The sequence below is a fragment of the Corynebacterium sp. HMSC072A02 genome (assembly GCF_001810085.1).
In the GTDB taxonomy this organism is placed as follows: domain Bacteria; phylum Actinomycetota; class Actinomycetes; order Mycobacteriales; family Mycobacteriaceae; genus Corynebacterium; species Corynebacterium hesseae.
The window spans coordinates 1-23954 of record NZ_KV799871.1; the positions used below are offsets into that span (position 1 = coordinate 1).

A 23954-nucleotide genomic window follows, 5' to 3' on the forward strand; every position below is an offset into this window, starting at 1 on the left:
CAGCCACCAAGCTTAAAGCGGTGGTGTTGATATCGGCTTGCAGGCTGGGCATAGCAGCAACCCAGGTGTTGTAGATAGCTCGGCGGGCTTTAGCGCGAGCAACCGCGTGTGGGTTATTAGAGTTTGTCGTTGAGAAGAAAAAGGTAGGTGGGCGTGTGACAGTGGTGGTCATGGAAGGCTCCCCCGAGACTGATACCATTTTAGAAGCTGTGTTCTAACCGTAATTCTAGTGCCATATGACCTGTATGGCCATAGGCAGTGGTAAATTAATGTCAAGTCGTCACTATAAACGGGGGTAGCGGCGCCATGTTAGCCAGGAGGTTCGATAGGGTGCAATAGGGAGGATGGGAGAAAACAATCAAAACCCCACGCGCGTTGTTGGCGGCACGTGGGGCGTGGGGATCTACTGGGCGTCGGAAAGCGCGTAGGCAGCGCCAGCGCTTGCGGCGGTGACGGTCAGGACTGCCGGCCAGGAGCCAATCTTCTTAGCCAGCGGGTGAGAGAGGCCAAACGCGCCGGTGTATAGGGCAGCCAGGCCAGCCGTAGTGGCGGGGTTCGTCTTGGCCCACCAGCTGCGTCCGGCCCAGACGCCAGCGGCGGCGAGCACTACGCCGCCAAGCGGGCGGATTCCAGTTTCCCGAACTGTGAGCCAACCGCCAATGAGCCCCAGAGAGACGGTCGCGGCCGTCGATACGTCCTGTGGTTTCTTGATGTCAATCATTCCCATGCGCTTCAGTTTAGGCCGCCTGCATGGGCGGTGGCTAGACTTCCCCCCCATGAATCACGCAGCAACGCCCACGTCAGAAAAGCAAGCTTGGCTCGCCATGGTGGCGCTGTCACTCGGCTTCTTCATGTCGTTGCTCGACCAATCCATGATTGCAGTTGCGCTTCCCGACGTCCGTCGTGAGTTCAACGCCGACGTCAATCAGGTGCTGTGGGTCTCCGCCATCTATTTGCTCGCCGTGGTCGTGCCGCTCCTGTTTACTGGAAGGCTAGGGGATATTTACGGGCAGAAGCGAATGTTTCAGCTCGGCAACGGACTCTTTGGCCTTGGTGCACTGCTTTGTGCGCTGGCGCCATCCATAGAGTTTCTCATCGCCGCACGGTCGCTACAAGGCCTAGGTGCCTCCATTCAGATGCCGCAGACCATGGCGGTGATCAACCGTGTTTTCCCTCGTGAGCGGCGCGGCCGTGCGCTGGGTGCCTGGGGCGTGGTGGGTTCGCTGGCCACTCTTGCTGGACCGCTAGTGGGAGGCTTCGTCGTAGCCGCGTTTGGGTGGCAGGCGGTCTTTTGGATCCACACTCCCATTGTCATTGCAGCGATTGTTCTTTCCGGCCTGTGGGTGCCTGCCTTGCCGACGGCGACCGGAAGGATTGATTTCGTGTCGGTAGGGGCGTCGTTTGTCGCGTTGACCTGCTTCGTCTTTGCGGTGCAACAAGGGCCAGAGACTGGCTGGCCGTGGTGGATTTGGGCCCTCCTCGTCGCCGGAATTGTCGGAATGGCTATCTTCGTGCGCTTGCAATCATCCCGTGGGGCGGCAGCGCTCGTTCCGCTTGGGTTGTTTAAGGATCGAAACTACTCCGTGGGCACGGTGGCCATCGTGTCCATGGGCTTTATGGCTGCGTCGATGATGATTCCGATCATGATGTGGTTGCAGGTCGAGGAGGGGATATCGGCGGGAGATGCCGGAATGATCGTCACGCCGATGGCCCTGGTTTCCTTGTGCGTGTCACCGCTAGCGGGCATTTTGGCAGATAAGCTGCATCCACGACTATTAGCGCTCACGGGCTTCGGCATGTTGATTGCCACTTTCGCTGTGCTGTGGTTCCTCATGCACGCGGGTGTTTCGGGGTGGTGGCTGAGCCTGCCATGTGCGGCCTTGGGGGCGGGACAGTCCTTTATTTGGGGTTCCAATGCCGCGACGACGATGCGCGATATTGATGCACATCTCATGGGAGCTGCTTCCGGGGTATATAACACATCGCGACAGGTGGGATCGGTGATTGGTGTGGCCGGCGTATCAGCAGTCATGCAGGTCGCCGGCGCGGCGGACTCGCTGGTCGCTATCGTTGCGATCCTTTTCGTTGGGTGTATTGCTTCGCTTTTCTTCCGGGATACCCTGCACGCTGGTGTGGAGACTGCGAGCCAATAGGGAAGCGAGTAGATTGGATGTCATGCGTCTTGCTGTACTGACATCCGGTGGTGATTGCCCCGGTCTAAATGCTGTTATCCGCGCGGTCGTTCGCACCGCATCCAACGAGTTCGGCGATACGGTCGTCGGCTACGAGGACGGCTGGGTTGGTCTGATGGAGGACCGACGCCGTGACCTTTATGACGACGCTGAAATTGACCGCATCCTCCTTCGCGGCGGAACCATCCTTGGTACCGGCCGCCTCCACCCTGATAAGTTCAAGGCTGGGCTGGACACCATCAAGGCCAATATGGCCGATGCTGAGGTTGATGCGCTCGTCGCCATTGGCGGCGAGGGAACTCTCAAGGGGGCTAAGTGGCTTTCTGACAACGGTATCCCAGTTGTCGGCGTTCCAAAGACCATCGATAACGACGTCAATGCAACGGACTACACCTTCGGTTTCGACACGGCCGTGTCCGTGGCCACCGATGCGATTGACCGCCTTCACACCACTGCTGAGTCCCACAACCGCATCCTCATCGTGGAGGTCATGGGCCGCCACGTTGGGTGGATTGCGCTGCATGCAGGCATGGCCGGCGGCGCGCACTACACGGTGATCCCCGAGGTCCCATTCGATATCGCAGATATCACCAAGGCGATGGAACGCCGCTTCCAGATGGGTGAGAAGTATGGCATCATCTGCGTCGCCGAAGGCGCACTTCCCAAGGAAGGCACCATGGACTTCGAAGCGGGCGGTGTCGATCAGTTTGGTCACCAGACCTTCAACGGAATTGGCCAGGTCATCGGTGATGAGATCAAGAAGCGCACCGGTTACGACGTGCGCACGACGGTCCTCGGCCACATCCAGCGCGGCGGCACGCCGACGGCGTATGACCGCGTCCTGGCAACCCGTTACGGCACCCACGCCGCCCGTGCCGCGCACAATGGTCAGTCCGGAATGTGCGTCGCCCTCCACGGTGAAAACATCGACCTCGTCCCGCTCGAGGATGCCGTGGGCAAGCTGAAGGTGGTTCCGGCAAAGCGCTATGCCAACGCGCAAGCCCTCTTCGGTTAAACGCCGCGACAAGGCCGCCCATAGTTAATAAAGGTTTCGATGACAAGCGTATTAGCTTTCCTTGCTGAGCAGCCGGTCCTGTTGGTGTTTTTGCTGATTGGCATCGGCATGGCGCTCGGCGGCATCAAAACCCGGGGAATTAGCTTAGGGGCGGCCGCCGTTCTCTTCCTTGGTATTGCTTTTTCGGCCGCCGCCTCCGCCGTTGGTGTGGAGGCCTCCGTACCTCCCATTCTGGGAATGCTCGGGTTGGTGCTCTTTGCCTTTGGCATTGGCAATAATTCTGGGGTGTCCTTCTTTAAGTCGCTGAAAACCGCGACGGGCCCAGTGCTGTCGATGATTGGAGTCTTCATCGTCGCGGCGCTTGCCGCGTGGGGGTTGGGCACTTATGTCTTTGGGCTATCGAATGCCACCATCGCGGGTACTTTTGCCGGCGCTGTGACGAATACCCCCGCGTTGGCGGCGGCGTCGGAAGCTACGGGTGATCCCGGCGCAGCAACCGTGGGCTACGCGGTTTCTTACTTATTCGGCGTCATCGGCATGCTCGCGGCCACGGTGCTCGTGCTTCGCGACGCCGGGAATGACGACGACACCCTGTCACCCGTCACGCGCCAGCACATGCAGATTTTGAGAGAAATCGCGGTGGCAGAGATTGCAGACATCGGCAACGGGGAAGTGCAAGTGACCCGCCTGCGGCGCGTCGGCAGCAATGATATCGTCCTGCCGAAGTTTTTCGATGTGTTGCACCCAGGTGATGTGGTCACGCTCGTCGGTGCCCCGGAAGATCTGGACAATATCATTGAGCGCGCTGGCCGTGAATCCCCGCAGATCCTCAACGATGACCGCCACGAGCTAGACTTTCGTCGCATTACTATCTCCGAGCACAGCTTGGCTGGCCTGACTATTGCGGAGCTGAACAACCAGCTGTCTGACCGGTGGGGCGCGCGCATTTCGCGCGTTCGCCGTGCGGACAACGATCAGGTTGCTATCCCCGAACACATCGTGGAGCTGGGAGATCGCGTGCGCGTCGTGGGCTCAAAGAAGTCGCTGCGCGAGATCTCAAACTTTCTTGGGGATTCTTCGCAAGGCCTAACCGATATCAACCCCGTATCCCTCGGCCTCGGCTTGGCCCTTGGCATCTTTGTAGGGCATATCGATATCCCGCTTCCGGGCGGATCTTCCTTCAACCTCGGTGCTGCCGCCGGCGTTCTCATCGTCGCGTTGGTCATGGCGCGGATTGGGCGAATCGGCAATACAGTGACCGCATTGCCGCACTCAGCCAACACGATTCTTTCCGAGCTCGGACTGTTGCTCTTCTTGGCCCAAGCCGGAACGAATGCGGGCGGGGAGATCGCCGGTGCCTTTACAGGCGGCGCGTGGTGGAAGATTCTTCTCCTTGGCATCATCATCACAACGCTGGTCGCATTCGGGTTTGCCTTTGTGATGCGCCGATTCCTGCGCGTCGGCGCTACAAAGACGGCGGGTGCTATGGCCGGAGCTCAGACTCAACCGGCAGTTCTCGCTTTTGTGAATAATCGGACGAGCACTGATCAGCGTGTGTCCTTGGGCTATGCCATGGTGTATCCAGCGGCCATGATTGCCAAAATTCTTATTACGCACGGCATCACCTTGTTGGGTTAGGCGGTTGCGCACGGTGTCGCGTTAACATACTAAGATGGCACGCATGACTGCTGCGATGTATGACCTGATGGACTACGACGAGGTCCTGGAAAAGTTCGAACCCGTAATGGGCATGGAAGTTCACGTGGAGCTCAATACGGAAACCAAGATGTTCTCCACCTCTCCCACGAACTTCAACGCAGCCCCCAATTCCAACGTGGACCCGGTTTCGCTGGGTCTGCCCGGAGCATTGCCGGTGGTGAATTCAAAGGGCGTGGAAGGCGCCATCAAGATCGGTCTGGCGCTGAACTGCAAGATTGCGGAATCGTCGCGCTTTGCTCGCAAGAATTACTTCTACCCGGATCAGCCGAAGAACTATCAGATCTCTCAGTATGATGAGCCGATTGCATACGACGGCTACCTTGACGTCGTTCTCGATGACGGCACCGAGTGGCGCGTAGAGATTGAGCGCGCCCACATGGAAGAGGACACCGGAAAGCTCACCCACTTGGGTGGCGCGGACGGCCGCATCCATGGCGCGACCTCCTCGCTGGTGGATTGCAACCGCGCGGGCATTCCGCTCATCGAGATTGTGACCAAGCCGATTATTGGCGCCGGTGAGCGTGCCCCCGAGGTTGCCCGCGCCTATGTGTCCGCACTGCGCGAGCTCGTCGCGGCGCTGGGGGTCTCCGATGCCCGCATGGATCAGGGTTCGATGCGCGTGGATTCCAACGTGTCACTGCGCCCGGTGGGCCAGGAAGAGTTCGGCACGCGTACCGAAACCAAGAACATCAACTCCCTGCGCTCGGTCGAGCAGGCGGTGCGTTTTGAGATGCAGCGCCAGGCGCAGGTGCTTGTCGACGGTGGCGAGATCGTCCAGGAAACCCGCCACTACCAGGAAACGGATGGCTCGACCTCGAAGGGCCGCCCGAAGGAGACCGCGGAGGACTACCGCTACTTCAACGACCCGGATCTGCCGCCGGTGATTGTCTCCCGCGAGTGGGTTGAGGAGATCCGCCAAACCCTGCCGGAGATGCCGTGGATTCGCCGCGCCCGCATCCAAGAGGAATGGGGCCTGAAGGACGAGGAGATGCGCGATCTGGTCAACGCTGGCGCGCTCGATCTCATTATCGAAACCGTGGATGCCGGCACCAGCCCGGATGAGGCCCGCTCTTGGTGGGTTTCTTACCTGACCGGTAAGGCTAATGAGGCGGGCGTTGAGCTGAGCGCCCTCGATATCACCCCGGCTCAGGTCGCGCGCGTGGTCGAACTGGTCAAGGAAGGCAAGCTGACCACCAAGCTTGCTCGTAAGGCGGTCGACGGTGTCCTCGAAGGCGAGGGGGATGTCGACGAGGTCGTCGCCAAGCGCGGGCTCGAGGTCGTGCGCGATGACGGCGCAATCGAGAAGGCCGTTGATGATGCCCTGGCAGCCAACCCGGACATCGTGGAGAAGTACAAGGCCGGCAACAAGAAGGTCACCGGCGCCATCGTTGGTGCGGTCATGAAGGCCACCCAGGGTAAGGCTGACCCGGGGCAGGTTAACAAGCTGATTGCGAAGAAGCTCTCTTAATTGGTATAAATTTCCATTAGGCGAGGTCAGGCGGCTGCGGGGTACCGTGGTCGCCATGACTATTTCTACTAAAGCACTCCAAAAGACAGGCCCAAACGAACCTTTTAAGGTTGTGACCATCCAGCGCCGTGACCCGCGCGCCGATGACGTCGTCATCGACATCAAGGCTGCGGGCATCTGCCACTCGGATATCCACACCATTCGCAACGAGTGGGGCGAGGCGCACTTCCCGCTGACCGTCGGCCATGAGATCGCCGGCGTTGTTTCCGCCGTGGGGGAGGACGTCACCAAGTTCCAGGTGGGGGACCGCGTCGGCGTGGGCTGCCTGGTGAATTCCTGCGGCGAGTGCGAGCAGTGCCAAGCTGGAATGGAGCAGAACTGCCTTAATGGTGGTGTGGGCACCTATAATTCCACCGACGTCGACGGCACGATCACCCAAGGTGGTTATGCGGAGAAGGTCGTGGTGAACCAGGATTTCGTCCTGCGTATTCCGGATGCCCTTGACTTCGATGTCGCCGCGCCCTTGCTGTGTGCCGGCATTACCACCTACTCTCCGCTGGCTCGCTGGGACGTCAAGGAAGGGCAGAAGGTGGCCGTCGTGGGCCTCGGCGGTTTGGGGCACATGGGCGTGCAGATTGCCGCTGCCAAGGGCGCGGATGTCACTGTCATCTCGCGCACCTCGCGCAAGGCTGAGGAGGCCGCGAAGCTGGGCGCGAACCGTACGCTCGCCACCACCGAAGAAGAGGACTTTTTCAAAAACCACCGCGGGGAGTTCGACTTCATCCTCTCCACGATTTCCGCCGAGTACAGCCTCGAGGACTACCTGCGGATGCTCAAGCCGCGCGGCATCATGTCTGTCGTGGGGCTGCCGCCGGAGGCCCTTCCATTGCGCCTCAACCGCCTGGTAGGCGGCGGCAAGGTGCTCACCGGCAACAACATCGGCGGCATCGCCGAAACCCAGGAAATGCTGGACTTTTGTGCCGAGCACGGCCTGGGAGCGGTCATTGAGAAGGTCGGCGTCGATGACGTCGATGCCGCCTATGAGCGCGTCGTTGCGGGTGATGTGAAGTTCCGATTCGTCATTGATACCGCTACGTTTGCCGAGCATTAAGAGGTGAGCCGCCTCATGCTTTAGCGGCCATTGGAGCAAGCTCTCCACGGCCGCACACCTGTTTTCCTGTCAGGATGGAGTACCGTGGTAGTAGTGTGCCGCCGTACTCCATCAAAGGTATGGCGCGTTTTTATGCGCTAGCCATTAAGCATAAAGAGAAGAAACTAGAAAACAGATAGGAAAACGTGTCTTATAAAAACGTCGTAGGCATCGCTTTGTCCTTCATTGGCTTGCTCGTGGGTGCGGGCTTTGCCACGGGACAGGAAGTTGTCCAGTACTTTACGTCCTTCGGTATTCCCGGCATGTGGGGAATCCTGGTTGCCGGTTTGGTCATGACCCTTGCCGGTACAGTCTTTCTTCAACTAGGAAGCTACTTCCACGCCAGCGAACACAACCAAGTCTTCCGTAACATTACTCACCCGATCATCTCGCGCATTCTTGATGTTGCGGTGATTCTCACGCTGTTTGCGGTGGGCTTTGTCATGCTGGCAGGTGCTGGCTCCAACATGGAGCAGCAGTTCGGTTGGCCTGCCTGGGTAGGTTCGTTGCTCATGCTCGTGCTTGTCATGGTTACGGGTATGTTCGACGTGGACAAGGTCTCCCAAGTTATCGGCCTTTTGACCCCGACCATCATCATCGCCGTTCTTTTCGTGGGCACCTATACCTTGCTGCACATGCCGGAGAGCGTTGATGCGGCGATTAGCGCCTCTGAAGCGATTGAGTCCCCGATCTCGAATTGGTTGGTCTCCGCGCTGAACTACAACGGCCTCGCCCTCATTCTGGCTGTATCGATGTCCTTGGTGATCGGTGGCGATAACATCAGCCCGCGTGAGGCTGGTGTCGGTGGCATTGTAGGCGGCGCGGTCTACGCGGTGCTCATGGCCATTGCTGGTTTCTCCTTGCTGATGAACGCGGAGAATGTGGGCGATTCAGATATTCCGATGCTGACCCTGGTGGACAACGTTCACCCAGTCCTTGGCGTCATCATGGCAGTCATCATCTACCTGATGATCTTCAACACGGCCATCGGCATGTTCTATGCGCTGGGTAAGCGTTTGTCCTCCGGCAACGAGTCCAAGTACCGCATCATCTTTATCGCCGGCTGCCTTGCAGGTTTCGCGGTTTCCTTCGCCGGCTTCAAGGCGCTCATGCAGTACGTGTACCCGGTTCTGGGCTACATGGGCATCGTCCTCGTCGTCATCCTGGTGGTTGGATGGCTGCGTTCCCTGGGCAAGATCAAGGATGAAGGCTTGCGCCGCGAGCGCATCCGCGCCCTGCTTCACCTGAAGCTGCACCCCGATTCGGAATATGACGCAGCGCGTTACGACGATGAGATTGGTCAGCAGATCGCCGATTCCAACATGGATGATGAAGCCCTCTTCGAGGATCTCGTCTCCGATGTGGTTGATGAGCTGGATTCGGACGAGGAGCTCGACTTCGACAAGGAAGAGTGGGAGGAAAACCGTAACGACCACTCCTACTACACCGAGCGCGACGCCGTGGAGCAGGACCGCAGCGACGAAGAGATCAAGGCCTGGGTGGAAGAAACCGGCGCGGTGGGAGATCCCGCTGAGGATGAAGACCTCCCCGAGGACTCACAGAAGAACTAGTGGAGCAACAGCTTCGCTGTTAGTGCAATCATGACGCAGCCGATGACGATGTTGACGACGCGCCACGTCGTCGGCTTGGCCAGCACGTGGGAGAGCTTGTAGGCGCCAAAGCCTAGGGAGGGGAACCACACTGCGCTGGCCATGATGGCGCCTGCTGCGAACACCCAGCGCTGGTCGCCATATTGGTTTGCAATGGAGCCCAGCATGACTAGCGCGTCGACGTAGGCCAGGGGGTTAAGCCACGTCAGCGCCAACGCGCCGAGGACGGGCTTGACCCAGGATTTTGAGCGCACGTGGGGGCGAATTTTGGTGAGCACGGAGGTACTCGGCGCGCCCGAATTGCCCGAGTTCTCATCAACCACTTGGGCCACCGGTGCGGTTTCCTCAATGACAAGCGCTTCCTGTTCCTTCTTGAAAGCATCGCGGAAGCACGTGAAGCCGAAGTAGATGAGGTAGGCCGCGCCGAGGTACTTCACCACGACGAGCGCGGTGGGGAAGCGCTCCACAAGGACGCCGACGCCGGCGGTGCCGCCGGTGATCAAGATGACGTCGGAAAGCAAGCATGCCAACAGGATGGGGCCGACATGGTCGCGTTTAATACCCATCTTGATGATGTAGGCATTCTGCGGTCCGATGGCGATGATGAGGGACAGGCCCAGCGCAAATCCTGCGAGCAATACTGACATGGCTTCTAGTGTGCGTATATCGACATATGAAGTCCAGTTAAATGTTCTACATCTGGTTTAATATTGCTTCATGAACCCGCTGCATACCGAAACACTGCTGGCCATCATCGATGAAGGTTCCTTCGAGGGTGCCGCGGCTGTGTTGGGAATCACTCCCTCGGCTGTGAGCCAGCGCATCAAGGCACTGGAGGTGTCGACGGGCCGCATCCTCCTTCGCCGCGGGACCCCCGTCACCGTGACTGAGGCGGGGGAGATCGTCGCCCAAGCCGCGCGGCGCATGGCGCTGGTCCAGGCGGAAGCGGATGCGCGGCTTACTGAACGGTTGTCCCGCGTGCCACTGACCGTTGCCATCAACTCGGATTCCCTGGCCACGTGGTTTCGTCCCGTAATCCAGCGCACCGCCGAGCGCGGTGCGGCGGCGCTGCGCATCCGCATCGAAGATGAGGCCCGTACGCTCGCGATGCTGCGCCGCGGCGACGTTCTGGGAGCTGTGACTCGCGAGCAAACGCCGGTCTCCGGCTGCGAATCCACGTATCTCGGCACCATGCGCTATTTTGCCGTCGCCGCGCCGGAGCTGGCGGAGACCTTCGAGGACTGGGAGACGCTGCCCATCGTGGGTTTCGGGCCGAACGACGCCACGTTGGATGACGCCATGCGTGAGCGCTTCATCGACTCGCACGTCCTGCGCGCACGGGTATCTCAGATTCCCTCCTCGGAGTCCTATGTGGAGGCCGTGCGCTACGGGCTGGGCTGGGGTTTGGTGCCACGCCTGCAGGCCCAGCCATTGCTGGAGTCCGGGGAGCTGGTGCTTCTCGACGACTTCCCGCTCGACATCGACCTCTACTGGCAACGCTGGCGGCTGGAGTCGGAGTTGCTTGCTGATCTCACCGAAGACGTCTTAAACGCTGGCCATGCGGTTTTAGCTTCGCGCCGCGCCGGTAAAGATGCACCATAAGGGTGCTGTGCTGCCTTAAGTTGGAGGTATGAGCGATAAAACTCCTGATAAAGCCACCAACTTTGATGACGATATCCCGACCTACACGGGCAAAGACTCCGTGAAGGACAACGCGCCTGCGGAAGCTGCGGCCGAAAAGCCAAAGAAGAGCAGCCTCTTCCAGCGCCCGGGGCGCGCCGAGCCGCAGGTGATCAAGCCAAAGAAGGCTGAAGAGCCCGCCGTCGAGGCCGAACCCGAGGCGAAGACCGAAACCTTTGAAAGCGCCTCCAAGGAATCCCTGTCTTTCGACAGCTCTGCCGCTGATGCTGAAACTGAAACTACTGCTTTCCCGCGCGCGGAGGCGACGGCAGGAACCGATACGGAGACGACTGCAATGCCAGTGGCTGAGGCTGATGAAGAGCCCAGCGCCGTTGCCGTGGCTGACCCTGCGGCTGAGCCAGTCACCGCAACCGAAGCGGAGGCTGTAGAAGAAAAGCACTTGTCGGCTCGCCGAGGCACCATTGACTTTGGTCTGCTTTTCGTGCGCCTGGCGCTCAGCGTTTACCTGCTCGTGGCGGGTGCTTCGACCTTCTTTAAGCTCGGCGGTAACGAGGGGCTGTCAGGCTTGGAGAACGAGTTCGGTGAGTACACCATGGCGGCGGCCTTGGCCATCGGCGTGCCGACCGTCCAGCTCATTGCCGGTGCCTTCCTGCTTCTGGGTCTAGTTACACCGCTGGCGGCCATGTTCGGTCTCATCGTCACAGGCTTCTCCGCTATTCACGGCCTCAACGCCTCCGGTGCTGGGTTGGATGTCTTTGCCTGGAATGAGAGCGTCTGGCTGGGTCTGGTGCTCTTTGTTATCGCTGTGGCCCTGCAGTTCACCGGTCCGGGATTCATCTCCCTTGACTTCAATCGCTCCTGGACCCGTCGCCCACTGGCAACCTCGTGGGTCTTTGTCGTCATTGGCGTTGCCGCGCTCGTGGCCATCTGGTGGTTTGGAGCTGGCGTCAACCCGTTGAGCTAAGAGTTTTAGCGCCTACTTAAGCTCCCAGCCTGCAGTTATACACCAACTGTTGTTGTTTTCCATTGCGTAAAGTAAGTTGGTTTCCGTAATGGAAAACAATGACTTTGGTGCCGCAGGAGGGGAGCTTTAGTTTTGTCCGATCAGGATGTTCGAGAAGCACTCGCATTTGAGGAGCAACAACAGCTAGCCGCGGCGAAGCGGCCGCCTATCTGGCTGAGTTTGCTCGCATCGGCTGCTTACGGCGCGTGGTTTGCCTACATGTGGATCAAGGATGACGTCCATCCTCTCGTTCTTGTTGGTGGACTGCTTCTTGTACTCGGGCTCTTGGTGAGTCTTGCCTTCTTTTACCGCACGGGGGTGCGGGATTCGATGCGTCAGAAGGTTGATCCGCACGCCTCCAGGAATGTGACCTGGCGCTTCTACGCAGGATTGGGGTTTATGATGCTGCCGGCACTGTTCAATCCCTTTGTTGAAGGGCACGTTATTGCCTCGTGCATCGCAGGTGTGCTGTGCAGTTTGTCGGTCTTTTGGACGTTGCACACCGGTGCGCTGAATAGGATGCCGCGATGAGTGAGCTCGATCCGATAATCCACCCGCTCAACCGCTTTAAAATTTGCGCCACGCTCAATGCCTTCGGGGCCACGCAGGGTGGGGAGGTAAACCGTGAGATGAAATTCGCCGTGTTGCGCGACCGCACGGAGCTTTCCGACGCCTCCCTGTCCAAGCAGCTCGGAGCGCTAGAACAAGCCGGCTACGTGACTCGCTTCCGCGAATACGGCACCAGCCGCGCTAAGGACTCGGTGTGGGTCGCCTTGACTGAGCAAGGCAAGATCGCCTTCGACGGTCACTTGGCAGCACTCAAGGATTTAGCTGAGGGCTGAGTTGGGCGCATAGTATGGCGTCGCTGAGGTGCCAATGTTGCCAAAGTTTTCCCGCCCGCCGCAGGCGGTTTCAAGTGGTGGATGCACCACTTGAATAGTTCTTGGATTTTCTCTTCTGGTGTGTACCAGTTGAGGACTTTTCTGGGGCGCCCGTTGAGTGGGTCTTGAATGTGTTGAGCGCCCTTATCGGTCAGGGTACTAAAGTCGCTTCCTTTGGGTAGGAAGTCTCGGACTAGCCCGTTGGTGTTTTCGTTGGTAGGACGCTGCCGGGGTGAGTGTGGATCGCAGAAGTAGACTGCGAGCCCACGTTCGATGCTCGGCCTGTCTACTTGGGCTAGTTCCACACCTTGGTCCCAGGTCAATGTTTTGGTGATGTTGCGTATTTTTCCGGTAAACATCTCGATTAACTTATCGACAGTCGTGGCGGAATCATGCACATCAAGCAGCGAGCCCATATGACTACTTGTTCAAGCCGGTTAGAATCCAAGCACTACCCGGATTATCCAGAGAAAAACTGAGAGCAACTGTCGTTGACTCCATGATTAAAGAAGGCGGACTTGATGGAGAACACAGATCGAGAGCCTTTCGAGAGAACTTCACCCATTGTTCGCTGTCGCCCTTTCCTCTAAGAAAGAGGAAGTTTTCTTGATCGGAGAAGCCGTGTTCTGGAACAGGGGGATCATCAGCCATAAGTGTTTCTTTGACTGTTTGATACGGAGTGTATGGGCACACGAGCGAAAACTCAGTCCATTCTGGTCCGTAGAGTTCCTCCAGTGTGATGGACTCAGTAACGGGGTTGCATGTCCCGATCGTCCTAGGGACGCGAGATGAGAAGCCAATGGGTCATCAAAACTACAAGAGGAGAGTAATAGGGAGACAATACTAGTGAACCCTATCCGTGCCATCATGCGTCTCATTAACATAACCCCATTCTCGTGCCTATCCTAGGAAAGTGTAGATAGCAGTCCAATGCTAGCCCAGAGGGCGCACTGGTTCAGAGCAGAAGTGAAGTGCCCCGATTTTTGTTCCTAGGGGCAGGGCTCAGCAGCCAAGGGGAAGGTGACCACTTCGTGTTCAACCCCTCGATGACAAAGGCCCGCAACTGCGGGTTGGTATCGAGTTTACGGGGTTTAGGCCTGGCTAAACGGTCTACAGCACGGTTTTGCGCCACGAGGGCATCGTAGCCATGCTCAGTCATCCCACGGGCGATTTCCCTGCTAATCGTCGACTGATTCCGGCCAAGCTGGGCTGCAATCTCACGATGAGAATGGCCCTACTTCAGCAGATAGGCCATCGCTATTCGGTTATGGCGGATAAGACGTTTTCCGCGTCCTACCTTCGATTCGGATTCGGTGGGATGATCATTGAGCACCAAACGCCCAGACATGTGATTATGGTGCCACGTTTTCACAGTGTCAGCGCAGTGATCAACTACCTGGCCGACTTCCTTATAGCTTTTGCCAGCATTAACAAGTTTCAAAGCTTTAGCAATGCGATCCCGCTCAATTTGTATGGCTCCACCGCGACTGTTGTTGGCGAGTTCAATACCGTCTCGCGCAAGGTATCGGTAAGCGGTCTGTGGGAAACCTGTCTCTTTCAGTGCGCTATACGCAGACTGGCCGCTTTCTACAAGAGCAATGATCTTTTGGTATTGATCTTTGTACTTATCCTCATTCAGGCTCCGACGGCGCTTGCCACGGCTAAGGCCCTCAGCCTGGCGCCACACCTTCGCCGTAGCCTTCGAGCCCCCCAACTCCTTGAGGATCACCGACATCGGACGCGCATCATGCAGATACGCCTGCACATACCGCTCACGTAGCTTTCTATCGCCTAACATCTACACAACCTCCTAGCTGTATAGATGCATTCACCACCTGAGCCCGCCGCAGGCGCGGCGCATAACTTTGGCAGAACGGGCAGTTTTGCGTTTCGGGGCTTAGGTGGTTTGGGCCGCAGCGAGTGCAACATGGGGCTTGTCGGATTGAGTGCCCTTAACCTTGAGGCAGATGGCGTAGAGAATCCAGCTGAGGAGTGCTAGCCACACGAAGTCATCGACCAAGAACTTCTGATACAGCGGCATCGCGTGGACATCGATGCTGTCACCAAACCACCACTTCGGCGGAACGGTGAGCAGCATGCCCACCCAGGCGGCCAGCACAGCCAGCAAGCTACCGGCGACCCAGGTGGAATTCCGCCAGGACCATGCGCGGTAGACCAGAACCGGCACGATGAGCGACAGCCACACCCAGTGGTGGGACCACGAAACGGGGGAGATGAGCAGCATGGTTGTGGCGGTGGTGAGGTGGGCGTCGACAAGCAGGCCGCGCCGCATCTGAGCCAGGATGAGTGCGGAGCCGAGGCCGATGACCGTGAGCGCTGCGACCAGCCACAGCATGTTGATGAGCGTGCCGTGGTTGTCCATCGCCTCTTGGGAGGTGAAGAGTCGCTGGATGACGCCCTTGAGCGAGGAATTGGACTGATAGTCCGTGGCCACACCGAAGTCTACGCCCTTGCCCATATCGAGAAGCTTTGAGCTGAAGAATTCGACAAAGGCCTCCCAGCGGTAGGCCGCGGCCAGCAAGGTGGCCACGACGGCGGAGGCGAAGGCTGTGAGGATCGGCTTCCACTCGCGGCGCAGCAGGAAGTAGAGCAGCATGGCCAAGGGAGTGATCTTGATGGCTGCCGCGAGGCCTATCAGCCAGCCCTGCGGAAGTTTGCGTTTGCGGGGGACGAGATCGAAGATGACCAACGCCATGATGACGATGTTGATTTGCGCAAAACCGTTGTTGAGGCGGATGGGCTCAAAGAACATCGCCGCGGCCCACGCGATCGCCACGGTGGGCCACAGGTGCGGCACCTTGAGTGCGCGGAAGATCGCGTAGAGGCACGCAAAGACCAGGGCGTCCGAGAGGACGATCATGATATCGCCCGCCAGGGCGTCACTCATCCAGTCAAAGGCTGTCAGCGGCACCATGACCAGTGCCCCGAAGGGCGGGTAGATAAAGGGGAGCGCCAAATCCCCGGCGTACATGGGCTCCGAGTAGACCGAGCGGCCCTCCATGAAGGCGCGGACGCCCTCACGGTAAATGATCATGTCCACAGGGTAGTCCGTGTGGAGGACGTGGCGGATGACGCCCACCAGGCCAATGATGAGCCCGGCGGCGGTGAAAAGTGTGCGCCTTGCGGCGTTAGTGGCGAAATTCATCGCCCCATACTCTAATTGACGTAACCATCCACCACGCGCACCGCACCACGGTCAGCGGAGGTGGCCATGTTGGCGTAGGCGCGCAGTGCCTTGGTGACTGGGCGATTACGGTCCTTCGGCGTCCAGGGCTTCTCACGCTGCTCCTCGGTGGCGCGACGGCGTTCCAAGACTTCTTCGTCCACGTCGAGGGTGAGCTGGCGCTCGCGGATGTTGATGGTGATGGGATCCCCGTTTTCCACTAGGCCGATGAGGCCGCCGTGGGCAGCCTCGGGGGAGATGTGTCCGATGGACAGGCCGGAGGTGCCGCCGGAGAAGCGGCCATCGGTAATCAAGGCGCAGGCCTTGCCCAAGCCAGAACCCTTGAGGAAGGAAGTCGGGTGCAGCATCTCCTGCATGCCGGGACCGCCCGCGGGGCCCTCGTAGCGGATGACGATGACATCGCCGGGCTGGACCTCCTTTTTCAGGATGATGGACACGGCCTCTTCCTGGGATTCGACCACGCGGGCTGGGCCGGTAAAGGTCCACAGTTCCTCGTCAACGCCGGCTGCCTTGACGATGGCCCCGTTGGGGGCGAGGTTGCCACGCAGGACGACCAGGCCGCCGTCGGAGGAGAAGGCATGCTCGGCGTCGTGGATGCAGCCATTGGCAGCGTCCGTGTCGAGCTCATCCCAGCGATTGGATTGGCTGAAAGGCTCGGTGGTGCGCACACCGCCGGGGGCGGCGAAGAAGAGCTCGCGGGCAGCGTCGGTAGCCTTGCCACCGCGGATATCCCAATCGTCGAGCCACTCCTCGGCGTTGTCGTAGAGCGCGGTATGGACCTTGAGGTTCAAGTGGCCGGCGCGACGCAGCTCGCCCAGAATGGCGGGGATGCCGCCGGCGCGGTGCACGTCCTCGATGTGGTAGGTGCCGTTGGGCGCCACCTTGGACAGGCAAGGCACGCGGTAGGAAATCTCGTTGATATCCTCCAGCGTGAAGTCCACCTCGCCCTCCTGCGCGGCGGCCAGCGTGTGGAGGATGGTGTTGGTGGAACCGCCCATGGCCATATCCAGCGCCATGGCGTTGGTGAAAGCTTCCTTGGTGGCAATCGAGCGCGGGAGGACAGCGTCATCCTCTTCGCCGTAGTAGCGCTGGCACATCTCGACGATGGTGTGGCCTGCTTGTTCGAAGAGATCGCGGCGTGCGCTGTGGGTGGCCAGCGTGGTGCCGTTGCCTGGCAGTGCGAGTCCGAGCGCTTCGGTGAGGCAGTTCATGGAGTTGGCGGTGAACATGCCGGAGCAGGAACCACAGGTGGGGCAGGCGGATTCCTCCACGCGGGTTAGGCCCTCGTCGGAGACGGCGTCGCTTGCCGACGCCGTGATTGCCGTAATCAGATCCGTCGGCGCGTGCGCCACGCCATCGACAACAACGGCCTTGCCGGCTTCCATCGGGCCGCCGGAGACGAAGATGGTGGGGATGTTGAGGCGCAGTGCGGCGTTCAACATACCCGGGGTGATCTTGTCGCAGTTGGAGATGCACACTAGGGCGTCGGCAGTGTGGGCGTTGACCATGTACTCGATGGAATCGGAGATGATTTCGCGTGAAGGCAGGGAGTACAGCATGCCGCCGTGGCCCATGGCGATGCCATCGTCGACGGCAATGGTGTTGAATTCCTTGGGCACACCGCCGGCTTCGCGCACGGCATCGGCCACGATGTCACCGACGTTCTTGAGGTGGACGTGGCCGGGGACGAACTGGGTAAAGGAGTTGGCAATAGCGACGATTGGCTTGCCAAAGTCACTCTCCTTGGAGCCGGTAGCGCGCCATAGTGCGCGCGCACCGGATGCCTGGCGGCCAACAGTCGTGACTTTGGAGCGGAGCGGGTACATGGTTAATCCTTTAATTCGGGGTGTTTCTTGAGGTACTCGGCGTATTCCTCCTTGGTGAGGAGGACTTGCTGGCCATCGCGGTGGACGATGATGACCTTGTCGTCGGCGGCGTTGCGGCCTGCAGTCAATGCGTCGGGGATGCGCCCATTGGAAGCGGCGGCAAGGCGGGGGAGGGAGTTGAAGGTCACTCCCGGCAGGTTGAAGTTGTTGCCGCTTGTGGTGCGGGCGTAGGCCCGCGAGCGCTGGAAGCCGATTCCCTTGAAGTTGCCCCACTCGATGTTCTTGGGGCCGCGGAAGCCATAGGAAATGTGGATGCCCTTGCCGTCGACGGTGGTGCGTGCGCGTAGAACCCACCAGATGGCCAGCACTGGGAAGATGAGTACCCAGAAGAGGTACTTCGGGGCCCAGCCAATGCTGAGAAAAGCAATGGCGGCGAGGATGCCAATGCCGAGGAGGTGTTCGCGGGTGGGCTTGAACGTTTCGGCCGTGGGGTGTTCGGCACGAGTTGATGCGTTCTGCGGATGTGAGGACGTCATAGTGGGCCATCGTAATTGACTGTGCGGCGCGGTGGCGAACCGCCCCACCTGTGCAATCTCGCAAAATGAGAAAAAGATCCCAAAAATGGGGGTAAATGCCAGCGGTGGTGTTTCTATCAGTGTACAGTTTGTCCCATGATCATTATTCGACTTCACCTCGTAGTAGTACCCGGGCGGCGCGAGCCGTAGCGAGTCCACAAGTGACGTCGACCAGCAAGCGCCCCCGTTACCTTCACACCCAGGAAGGAAAGACGGGGGCGTTACTCGTTGGATGATCTCTTCACCACCCACCCCACTGAAGGAGCACATCAACCGTGACAGCTTCCACACCGCCACAGCGGGCGCCCGAGCGCATCACGGGCGCACACGCCATTGTCCGCACCCTCGAAGATCTCGGCACCGAGCTTGTCTTCGGCATTCCGGGTGGCGCCGTGCTTCCGCTGTACGACGCCCTCTTTGAATCCACGAAGCTGCGCCACGTGCTCACCCGCCACGAGCAGGGGGCCGGCCATGCAGCCGAAGGCTACGCCCAAGCATCCGGAAAGGTCGGCGTCATGATTGCTACCTCCGGCCCGGGTGCGACCAACCTGGTGACCCCGCTGGCTGACGCCAACCTGGACTCGATTCCCGTCGTGGCAATCACGGGCCAGGTGGGCAGCTCCCTGCTGGGCACCGATGCCTTCCAAGAGGCTGATATCCGTGGCGTGACGATGCCGATTACGAAGCACAACTTCATCGTCACCAAGGCAGAAGATATCCCCGGGGCGATCGCGGCCGCCTTCCATTTGGCCGCCACTGGGCGCCCTGGGCCTGTGCTCGTGGATATTCCGAAGGACGTGCAGAACGCTTATATGGAATATTCGGGCCCAAAGATGCCGGAGCTACCGGGGTACAAGCCCACGACTACTCCGCACCCGCGCCAGATTACCCAGGCCGTTCAGCGCATTGCGCGCGCCGAGCGTCCGGTGCTCTACGTTGGCGGCGGCGTCATCAAGGCCGAGGCCTCCCGCGAGCTGCGCGAGTTCGCGGAGCTGACCGGAATCCCTGTGGTGACCACGCTCATGGCTCTCGGTGCCTTCCCGGATAATCACCCGCAGCACATGGGTATGCCCGGCATGCACGGCACGGTGCCGGCGGTCGCGGCCCTGCAGCGGGCGGACCTTATCATCGCCGTGGGCGCACGCTTCGACGACCGCGTGACCGGTGATACGGACACCTTTGCTCCCCACGCCGAGGTGATCCATGCCGACATTGACCCGGCGGAGATCGGCAAAATCCGCGAGGTGGCTGTTCCCATCGTGGGCGATGCCCGCGAGGTGCTTTTGCGACTGACCAAGGCTTATGCCAATGATGCGGAGTTGGATGCCCCGCGAATTGGTCCGTGGATGGAGTATTTGGGGAACATGCAGCGCCGCTTCCCGCGCGGCTTTGAGCCGACGTCAGATGGCCTGCTCAACCCGCAAGAGGTTATCCAAAAACTCAGCTCCATCGTTGGCCCGGAGGCTATCTACTGTGCGGGCGTGGGCCAGCACCAGATGTGGTCGGCGCAGTTCCTCGACTTCGAGCACCCCCGCAGCTGGATCAACTCCGGTGGCGCCGGCACGATGGGCTACGCCGTGCCCGCGGCGCTGGGGGCTAAGGCTGCCTGCCCGGAGCGAGAGGTCTGGGCTATCGATGGCGATGGCTGCTTCCAGATGACGAACCAGGAGCTGACCACCGCGGCCGTGGAAGGCTTTCCCATCAAGGTTGCCGTGATCAATAACGGCAACCTGGGCATGGTGCGCCAGTGGCAGACGCTCTTCTATGACAACAAGTACTCCCACACCAAGCTGCGCGAGCACGACGAGTATGTGCCGGACTTTGTCAAGCTCAGCGAAGCCTTGGGCTGCGAGTCTATTCGCGTCACCACGGCGGAAGAGATTGGCCTCGCGATTGAGCGTGCACGCTCAATTAATGACCGCCCAGTGGTTATTGACTTCATTGTGGGCCAGGATGCCCAGGTGTGGCCGATGATTGGCGGCGGGGCTTCTAACGAGGAAATCCAGTACGCCCTGGGCCTGCGCCCGCTGTTTGATGACAATGAGTCAGCGGCCGAGGAACCGGCCGACATCCACGAATCTCTCGAGGAGGCCGAAAACAATGGCTAAAGACGACATCACCCGACACATCCTCTCCGTTCGGGTTCAGGATATTGAGGGCATCATCTCCCGTGTGACCGGTATGTTCACCCGCCGCGGCTACAACCTCATCTCATTGGTGTCTGCCCGGACCGAGACGGAGGGTATTAACCGCCTGACCATCGTTGTGGATGCCTCCGAGGTCATCATCGAGCAGGTGACGAAGCAGCTCAACAAAATCGTCCCGGTGCTCAAGGTGGTGGAGCTGGAGGAGGAAAACACGATTGCCCGCTCCATCATGCTGGTGAAGGTAGCCGCGGATAACTCTAACCGCCCTCAGGTGGTCGATGCAGTGAACATCTTCCGCGCACGCATCGTGGATGTATCGCCGGAGTCCGTGGTGGTTGAGGCCACCGGTACCCCGGGCAAGCTGCAGGCGCTTCTCGACGTCCTCGAGCCCTTCGGTATCCGCGAGCTGGTGCAATCTGGCAACGTCGCACTGGGGCGCGGCCCGAAAGCAATGGCACCGACGAAATGAAATCCCACAAGGTGGGCAAACTGTCCCAAGGTGTGATACAAATTCAATAGGCCGAGTCACTACTGGATGCGTAGTGCGAACTAACCCAAAAGAAAAGGAACATCAAACATGGCTATTGAGACTCTGTACGAATCTGATGCAGACCTGACCATCATCCAGGGCCGCAAGGTCGCCATCATCGGCTACGGCTCCCAGGGCCACGCCCACGCTATGAACCTGCGTGATTCCGGCGTTGAGGTCGCCATCGGCCTGCGCGAGGGCTCGAAGTCCCGCGAGAAGGCAGAGGAGGCTGGCTTCAAGGTTTTCAGCAACGCTGAGGCCGCCAAGTGGGCTGATGTCATCATGCTGCTGGCGCCGGATACCTCCCAGGCGACGATCTTTACAGATGATATCGAGCCGAACCTGGAGGACGGCAACGCGCTGTTCTTCGGCCACGGCCTCAACATCCACTTTGGCCTGATCAAGCCGGCGGAGAACATCACCATCGGCATGGTTGCTCCGAAGGGCCCGGGCCACCTGGTTCGCCGCCAGTTCGTCGACGGCAAGGGCGTTCCCTGCCTGATCGCCACCGAGCAGGATCCGAAGGGCGAGGGGCGCGAGCTGACCCTGTCCTATGCTGCGGCCATCGGCGGTGCCCGCGCCGGCGTTATCCCAACCACCTTCAAGGATGAGACTGAGACCGATCTCTTCGGTGAGCAGGCGGTCCTGTGCGGTGGCGTGGAGTACCTGATCATGAACGGCTTCGAGGTCCTGACTGAAGCTGGCTATGAGCCTGAGATGGCTTATTTCGAGGTCTGCCACGAGCTGAAGCTCATCGTTGACCTCATCGTTGAGGGCGGCATCAAGAACATGAACTACTCCTGTTCCGACACCGCTGAGTTCGGTGGCTACCTCTCCGGCCCGCGCGTCATCGACGCTTCCGTGAAGGAACGCATGAAGGATGTCCTCACTGATATTCAGGACGGCACCTTCGTCAAGCGCCTCGTCGCCAACGTTGAAGGCGGCAATAAGGAGCTGGAGGAGCTGCGCGCCAAGGTGAACTCCCACCCGATTGAGCAGACCGGCTCCCAGCTGCGTGATCTCATGAGCTGGGTCAAGAATCCGTTGGATGCAACTGCCTAAACTGCGCTTCGACTAAAGAATCCCGTTGGCCATTGGTCAGCGGGATTTCCTTTTGATGTGATGTTCGCACATAAACGGGCATATTCCCACATTTAGTTGTAGGCTCGGGGCCATGGGTTTCTCTACGCCAAGCTATGACCTTAATGACCTTTTCGCTCGCATCGATCGCGGTGATATTCAGCTGCCCGATTTCCAGCGCTCCTATGCCTGGGATGAAGACCGAATTCGATCGCTGATCGTCACCGTCCTGCGCGGCTACCCGCTCGGTGCATTCATGGCCTTGGATACCCGCAATGAAGCCATGCGCTTTCGGCCACGGCCTCTCGCGGGCGCGCCTAACACTGGGGTGAACCCCGGCCTGCTCCTGCTCGATGGGCAACAGAGGCTCACCACCCTGTATCACTGCTTCCGCGGTGAGGGCTTTGTGGATACCACCGATTTCCGCTCCAAGAAAGTCTCCCGCAAGTACTTCGTGGACCTGCGCAAAGCTACCTCCGAGGACATCATGCCGGATGAAGCTGTCTTCGCCATCAACCAGCACGGCGAACTGCGCTCCCACTTCGCGCCGGACATCGAGGGCACCTTGGATAGTCGCGAGGCCGCAGTGCAGGCGTGCTGCATCCCGGTTTCGGCGTTGCTGAGTGAGGAAGGCACCAGCATGCTCTTCGAGCTCGCCGCTGCCAACGATGGCGCCACCCGTGACGTCGTCGCTGCCTTCAATAACCGGATTCTACGGCCCCTGTCCGGCTACACGGTGCCGATGATTCGCCTCTCCCGCGAGACGGCGAGCTCGGGAATTGGCTCCATTTTCGCTCAGGCCAACTCGGCCGGTTTGCAGATGGACGTCTTCGATCTCCTGACGGCTGTCTTTGCCTCTGAAGATCCGGACTTTCACCTGGCGGAGGATTGGGCAGGCGTCGAGAAGCAGCTGCGTGCCTTCCCTGCGCTCGACGGCATCGGCCGCAACGAGTTCCTTTCGGCAGTATCGCTGCTGGTGTCCGGGGAGAAGGGGAACGCTGGCGGCCAGCGCGAAGATATCTTGCAGCTGTCACTGAATGAGTACCGCAAGGCCTCGCAAACCCTGGTGATTACTTTCCGTGAGGTCGCTGAGTTCTTGGCCGAGCGCTGCATTCTCTCCCTTGAGCAGGTGCCTTATTCCGAGCAGATCATTCCGCTGGCTGTCATCCTTGCGCGCCTGGCAGAAAAGAAGGGCGTGCTGTCCAGCCAGGACGCATGGGACCGCCTCAACCAGTGGTTCTGGAGCGGCGTCTTTGGTGAGCTTTATGGCTCTTCTGCAGTGAGGCTGCGCGCTGCGCGTGATGTCGATGAGGTCACCGCTTGGGTCGCGGGTGAGACCGAGGATGTCCCGAAGACTGTGCGCGATGCCTCCTTCCGCGAGTCCCGCTTGTTGTCTGTGGGGGAGCACGACGGGGTGTGGCACGGCCTCTATGCTCTGCTCATGGCACGCGGCGCGAAGGACTGGCGTACCGGCCGCCCGTTCAACCGCCACAGCTTCGAGGAGCTGCAACCAGGCTTCTTCCCGGTCTTCCCGCTTCGTTGGTGTGAGCGCCACGGCGTCAGCGGTGTACTGGCTAATTCCGTGCTCAACCGCACGCCGATGGGCAAGCGCACCGAGGTTGTCCTCGACGGGCACTCGCCGGAGCGCTACCTGCCGCGCGTGCAGTCGAAGTCGATTATGGAAGACGCCGAGTTCGACAGCGTGCTGGCCTCCCATGACTTAGAGCCGGAGCTGCTGACCGCGAAGACTGCGCATCAGTTCTTCGCCGATCGCCGCGAGCGCTTCGTGGGCATCGTTGAGTACGCGCTCAACAAGAAGGTTGTGCGCGACGTGGATGAGGCGAACCTTTCCGGCGGCGAAGAGGGCCCGCAGGCCTTTGCACGTTAAGGTGTCGTCGCCGGGCGCGCTGCGG

General features: G+C 59.8%; 22 protein-coding genes and 1 pseudogene. 14 read left to right on the top strand and 9 right to left on the bottom strand.

The genetic code is table 11. From position 1 onward, the window contains the following. Window positions 1–403: 403 nt before the first annotated feature. A complete protein-coding gene (locus HMPREF2698_RS10165; protein WP_070564276.1) occupies window positions 404–727 on the bottom strand; it encodes a hypothetical protein in 324 nt (107 codons plus the stop codon). A 49-nt stretch (window positions 728–776) separates the two neighbouring features. Here HMPREF2698_RS10165 and HMPREF2698_RS10170 point away from each other — a divergent pair, with 49 nt between their 5' ends. The 6 genes from HMPREF2698_RS10170 (at window position 777) to HMPREF2698_RS10195 (ending at window position 9115) form a co-directional block, all read left to right on the top strand. Continuing rightward, a complete protein-coding gene (locus HMPREF2698_RS10170) occupies window positions 777–2153 on the top strand; it encodes an MFS transporter (protein ID WP_070564649.1) in 1377 nt (458 codons plus the stop codon). Between the two features lie 22 nt (window positions 2154–2175). Further along, on the top strand, window positions 2176–3207 hold the full coding sequence (locus HMPREF2698_RS10175) for an ATP-dependent 6-phosphofructokinase (RefSeq protein WP_070524457.1): 1032 nt from the start codon (window positions 2176–2178) through the stop codon (window positions 3205–3207). A gap of 39 nt (window positions 3208–3246) precedes the next feature. Further along, entirely contained in the window at window positions 3247–4845 is a 1599-nt protein-coding gene (locus HMPREF2698_RS10180; RefSeq protein ID WP_070564279.1) for an aspartate:alanine exchanger family transporter, read from the top strand. Window positions 4846–4879: 34 nt separating this feature from the next. Further along, on the top strand, window positions 4880–6394 hold the full coding sequence (gene gatB / locus HMPREF2698_RS10185; protein WP_196189557.1) for an Asp-tRNA(Asn)/Glu-tRNA(Gln) amidotransferase subunit GatB: 1515 nt from the start codon (window positions 4880–4882) through the stop codon (window positions 6392–6394). A gap of 55 nt (window positions 6395–6449) precedes the next feature. Then, on the top strand, window positions 6450–7505 hold the full coding sequence (locus HMPREF2698_RS10190; RefSeq protein WP_070564285.1) for an NAD(P)-dependent alcohol dehydrogenase: 1056 nt from the start codon (window positions 6450–6452) through the stop codon (window positions 7503–7505). Window positions 7506–7690: 185 nt separating this feature from the next. Beyond that, a complete protein-coding gene (locus HMPREF2698_RS10195; protein WP_070564288.1) occupies window positions 7691–9115 on the top strand; it encodes a YkvI family membrane protein in 1425 nt (474 codons plus the stop codon). On the opposite strand, the gene HMPREF2698_RS10200 is transcribed toward HMPREF2698_RS10195, so the two are convergent. Further along, window positions 9112–9801: a LysE/ArgO family amino acid transporter gene (locus tag HMPREF2698_RS10200; RefSeq protein ID WP_070564292.1), complete on the bottom strand. Its 690-nt coding sequence runs from the start codon at window positions 9799–9801 to the stop codon at window positions 9112–9114. The two genes, HMPREF2698_RS10195 and HMPREF2698_RS10200, sit on opposite strands and share 4 nt — an antisense overlap. A gap of 70 nt (window positions 9802–9871) precedes the next feature. On the opposite strand from HMPREF2698_RS10200, the gene HMPREF2698_RS10205 reads away from it, so the two are divergent. The 4 genes from HMPREF2698_RS10205 to HMPREF2698_RS10220 all read left to right on the top strand — a co-directional run bounded on the left by HMPREF2698_RS10205 (window position 9872) and on the right by HMPREF2698_RS10220 (window position 12640). After that, on the top strand, window positions 9872–10756 hold the full coding sequence (locus HMPREF2698_RS10205; protein ID WP_070524444.1) for a LysR family transcriptional regulator ArgP: 885 nt from the start codon (window positions 9872–9874) through the stop codon (window positions 10754–10756). A gap of 28 nt (window positions 10757–10784) precedes the next feature. Continuing rightward, a complete protein-coding gene (locus tag HMPREF2698_RS10210) occupies window positions 10785–11759 on the top strand; it encodes a DoxX family protein (protein WP_070564294.1) in 975 nt (324 codons plus the stop codon). A 132-nt stretch (window positions 11760–11891) separates the two neighbouring features. After that, entirely contained in the window at window positions 11892–12329 is a 438-nt protein-coding gene (locus tag HMPREF2698_RS10215; protein ID WP_070564297.1) for a hypothetical protein, read from the top strand. Continuing rightward, window positions 12326–12640 carry a transcriptional regulator gene (locus HMPREF2698_RS10220; protein ID WP_070564300.1) on the top strand — a complete coding sequence of 105 codons (315 nt, stop codon included), beginning with the start codon at window positions 12326–12328 and terminating at the stop codon, window positions 12638–12640. The genes HMPREF2698_RS10215 and HMPREF2698_RS10220 overlap by 4 nt, the downstream gene beginning before the upstream one ends. On the opposite strand, the gene HMPREF2698_RS13700 is transcribed toward HMPREF2698_RS10220, so the two are convergent. The 7 genes and pseudogenes from HMPREF2698_RS13700 to HMPREF2698_RS10240 all read right to left on the bottom strand — a co-directional run bounded on the left by HMPREF2698_RS13700 (window position 12604) and on the right by HMPREF2698_RS10240 (window position 18246). Beyond that, window positions 12604–13095 (bottom strand): IS30 family transposase, encoded by a 492-nt coding sequence (locus HMPREF2698_RS13700; RefSeq protein ID WP_118781216.1) that lies wholly within the window; start codon window positions 13093–13095, stop codon window positions 12604–12606. The genes HMPREF2698_RS10220 and HMPREF2698_RS13700 overlap by 37 nt on opposite strands. A gap of 4 nt (window positions 13096–13099) precedes the next feature. Beyond that, the gene (locus HMPREF2698_RS13275; protein ID WP_141748948.1) at window positions 13100–13330 is read right to left on the bottom strand and encodes a hypothetical protein; all 231 of its coding nucleotides are present in this window, start codon (window positions 13328–13330) and stop codon (window positions 13100–13102) included. 304 nt (window positions 13331–13634) lie between these two features. Beyond that, window positions 13635–13904 (bottom strand): annotated as a pseudogene (locus tag HMPREF2698_RS13755) (hypothetical protein); the annotation flags it as partial. 9 nt (window positions 13905–13913) lie between these two features. Beyond that, window positions 13914–14477 carry a hypothetical protein gene (locus HMPREF2698_RS13280; protein WP_141748949.1) on the bottom strand — a complete coding sequence of 188 codons (564 nt, stop codon included), beginning with the start codon at window positions 14475–14477 and terminating at the stop codon, window positions 13914–13916. Window positions 14478–14576: 99 nt separating this feature from the next. Then, window positions 14577–15845 (bottom strand): glycosyltransferase 87 family protein, encoded by a 1269-nt coding sequence (locus HMPREF2698_RS10230; RefSeq protein WP_070564306.1) that lies wholly within the window; start codon window positions 15843–15845, stop codon window positions 14577–14579. An 11-nt stretch (window positions 15846–15856) separates the two neighbouring features. After that, entirely contained in the window at window positions 15857–17710 is a 1854-nt protein-coding gene (gene ilvD / locus HMPREF2698_RS10235; RefSeq protein ID WP_070564309.1) for a dihydroxy-acid dehydratase, read from the bottom strand. A 2-nt stretch (window positions 17711–17712) separates the two neighbouring features. Further along, window positions 17713–18246 (bottom strand): PH domain-containing protein, encoded by a 534-nt coding sequence (locus tag HMPREF2698_RS10240; protein ID WP_070564312.1) that lies wholly within the window; start codon window positions 18244–18246, stop codon window positions 17713–17715. A 314-nt stretch (window positions 18247–18560) separates the two neighbouring features. On the opposite strand from HMPREF2698_RS10240, the gene HMPREF2698_RS10245 reads away from it, so the two are divergent. From HMPREF2698_RS10245 to HMPREF2698_RS10260, 4 genes are all read left to right on the top strand, one after another. Further along, window positions 18561–20393: an acetolactate synthase large subunit gene (locus HMPREF2698_RS10245; RefSeq protein WP_070564315.1), complete on the top strand. Its 1833-nt coding sequence runs from the start codon at window positions 18561–18563 to the stop codon at window positions 20391–20393. Further along, a complete protein-coding gene (gene ilvN / locus HMPREF2698_RS10250; RefSeq protein ID WP_070528612.1) occupies window positions 20386–20901 on the top strand; it encodes an acetolactate synthase small subunit in 516 nt (171 codons plus the stop codon). The genes HMPREF2698_RS10245 and ilvN overlap by 8 nt, the downstream gene beginning before the upstream one ends. Window positions 20902–21009: 108 nt before the next feature. Further along, entirely contained in the window at window positions 21010–22023 is a 1014-nt protein-coding gene (gene ilvC / locus HMPREF2698_RS10255; protein WP_070564318.1) for a ketol-acid reductoisomerase, read from the top strand. A 112-nt stretch (window positions 22024–22135) separates the two neighbouring features. Further along, complete coding sequence (locus HMPREF2698_RS10260) at window positions 22136–23929, top strand: GmrSD restriction endonuclease domain-containing protein (protein WP_070524423.1); 1794 nt, start codon at window positions 22136–22138, stop codon at window positions 23927–23929. Window positions 23930–23954 lie beyond the last annotated feature (25 nt).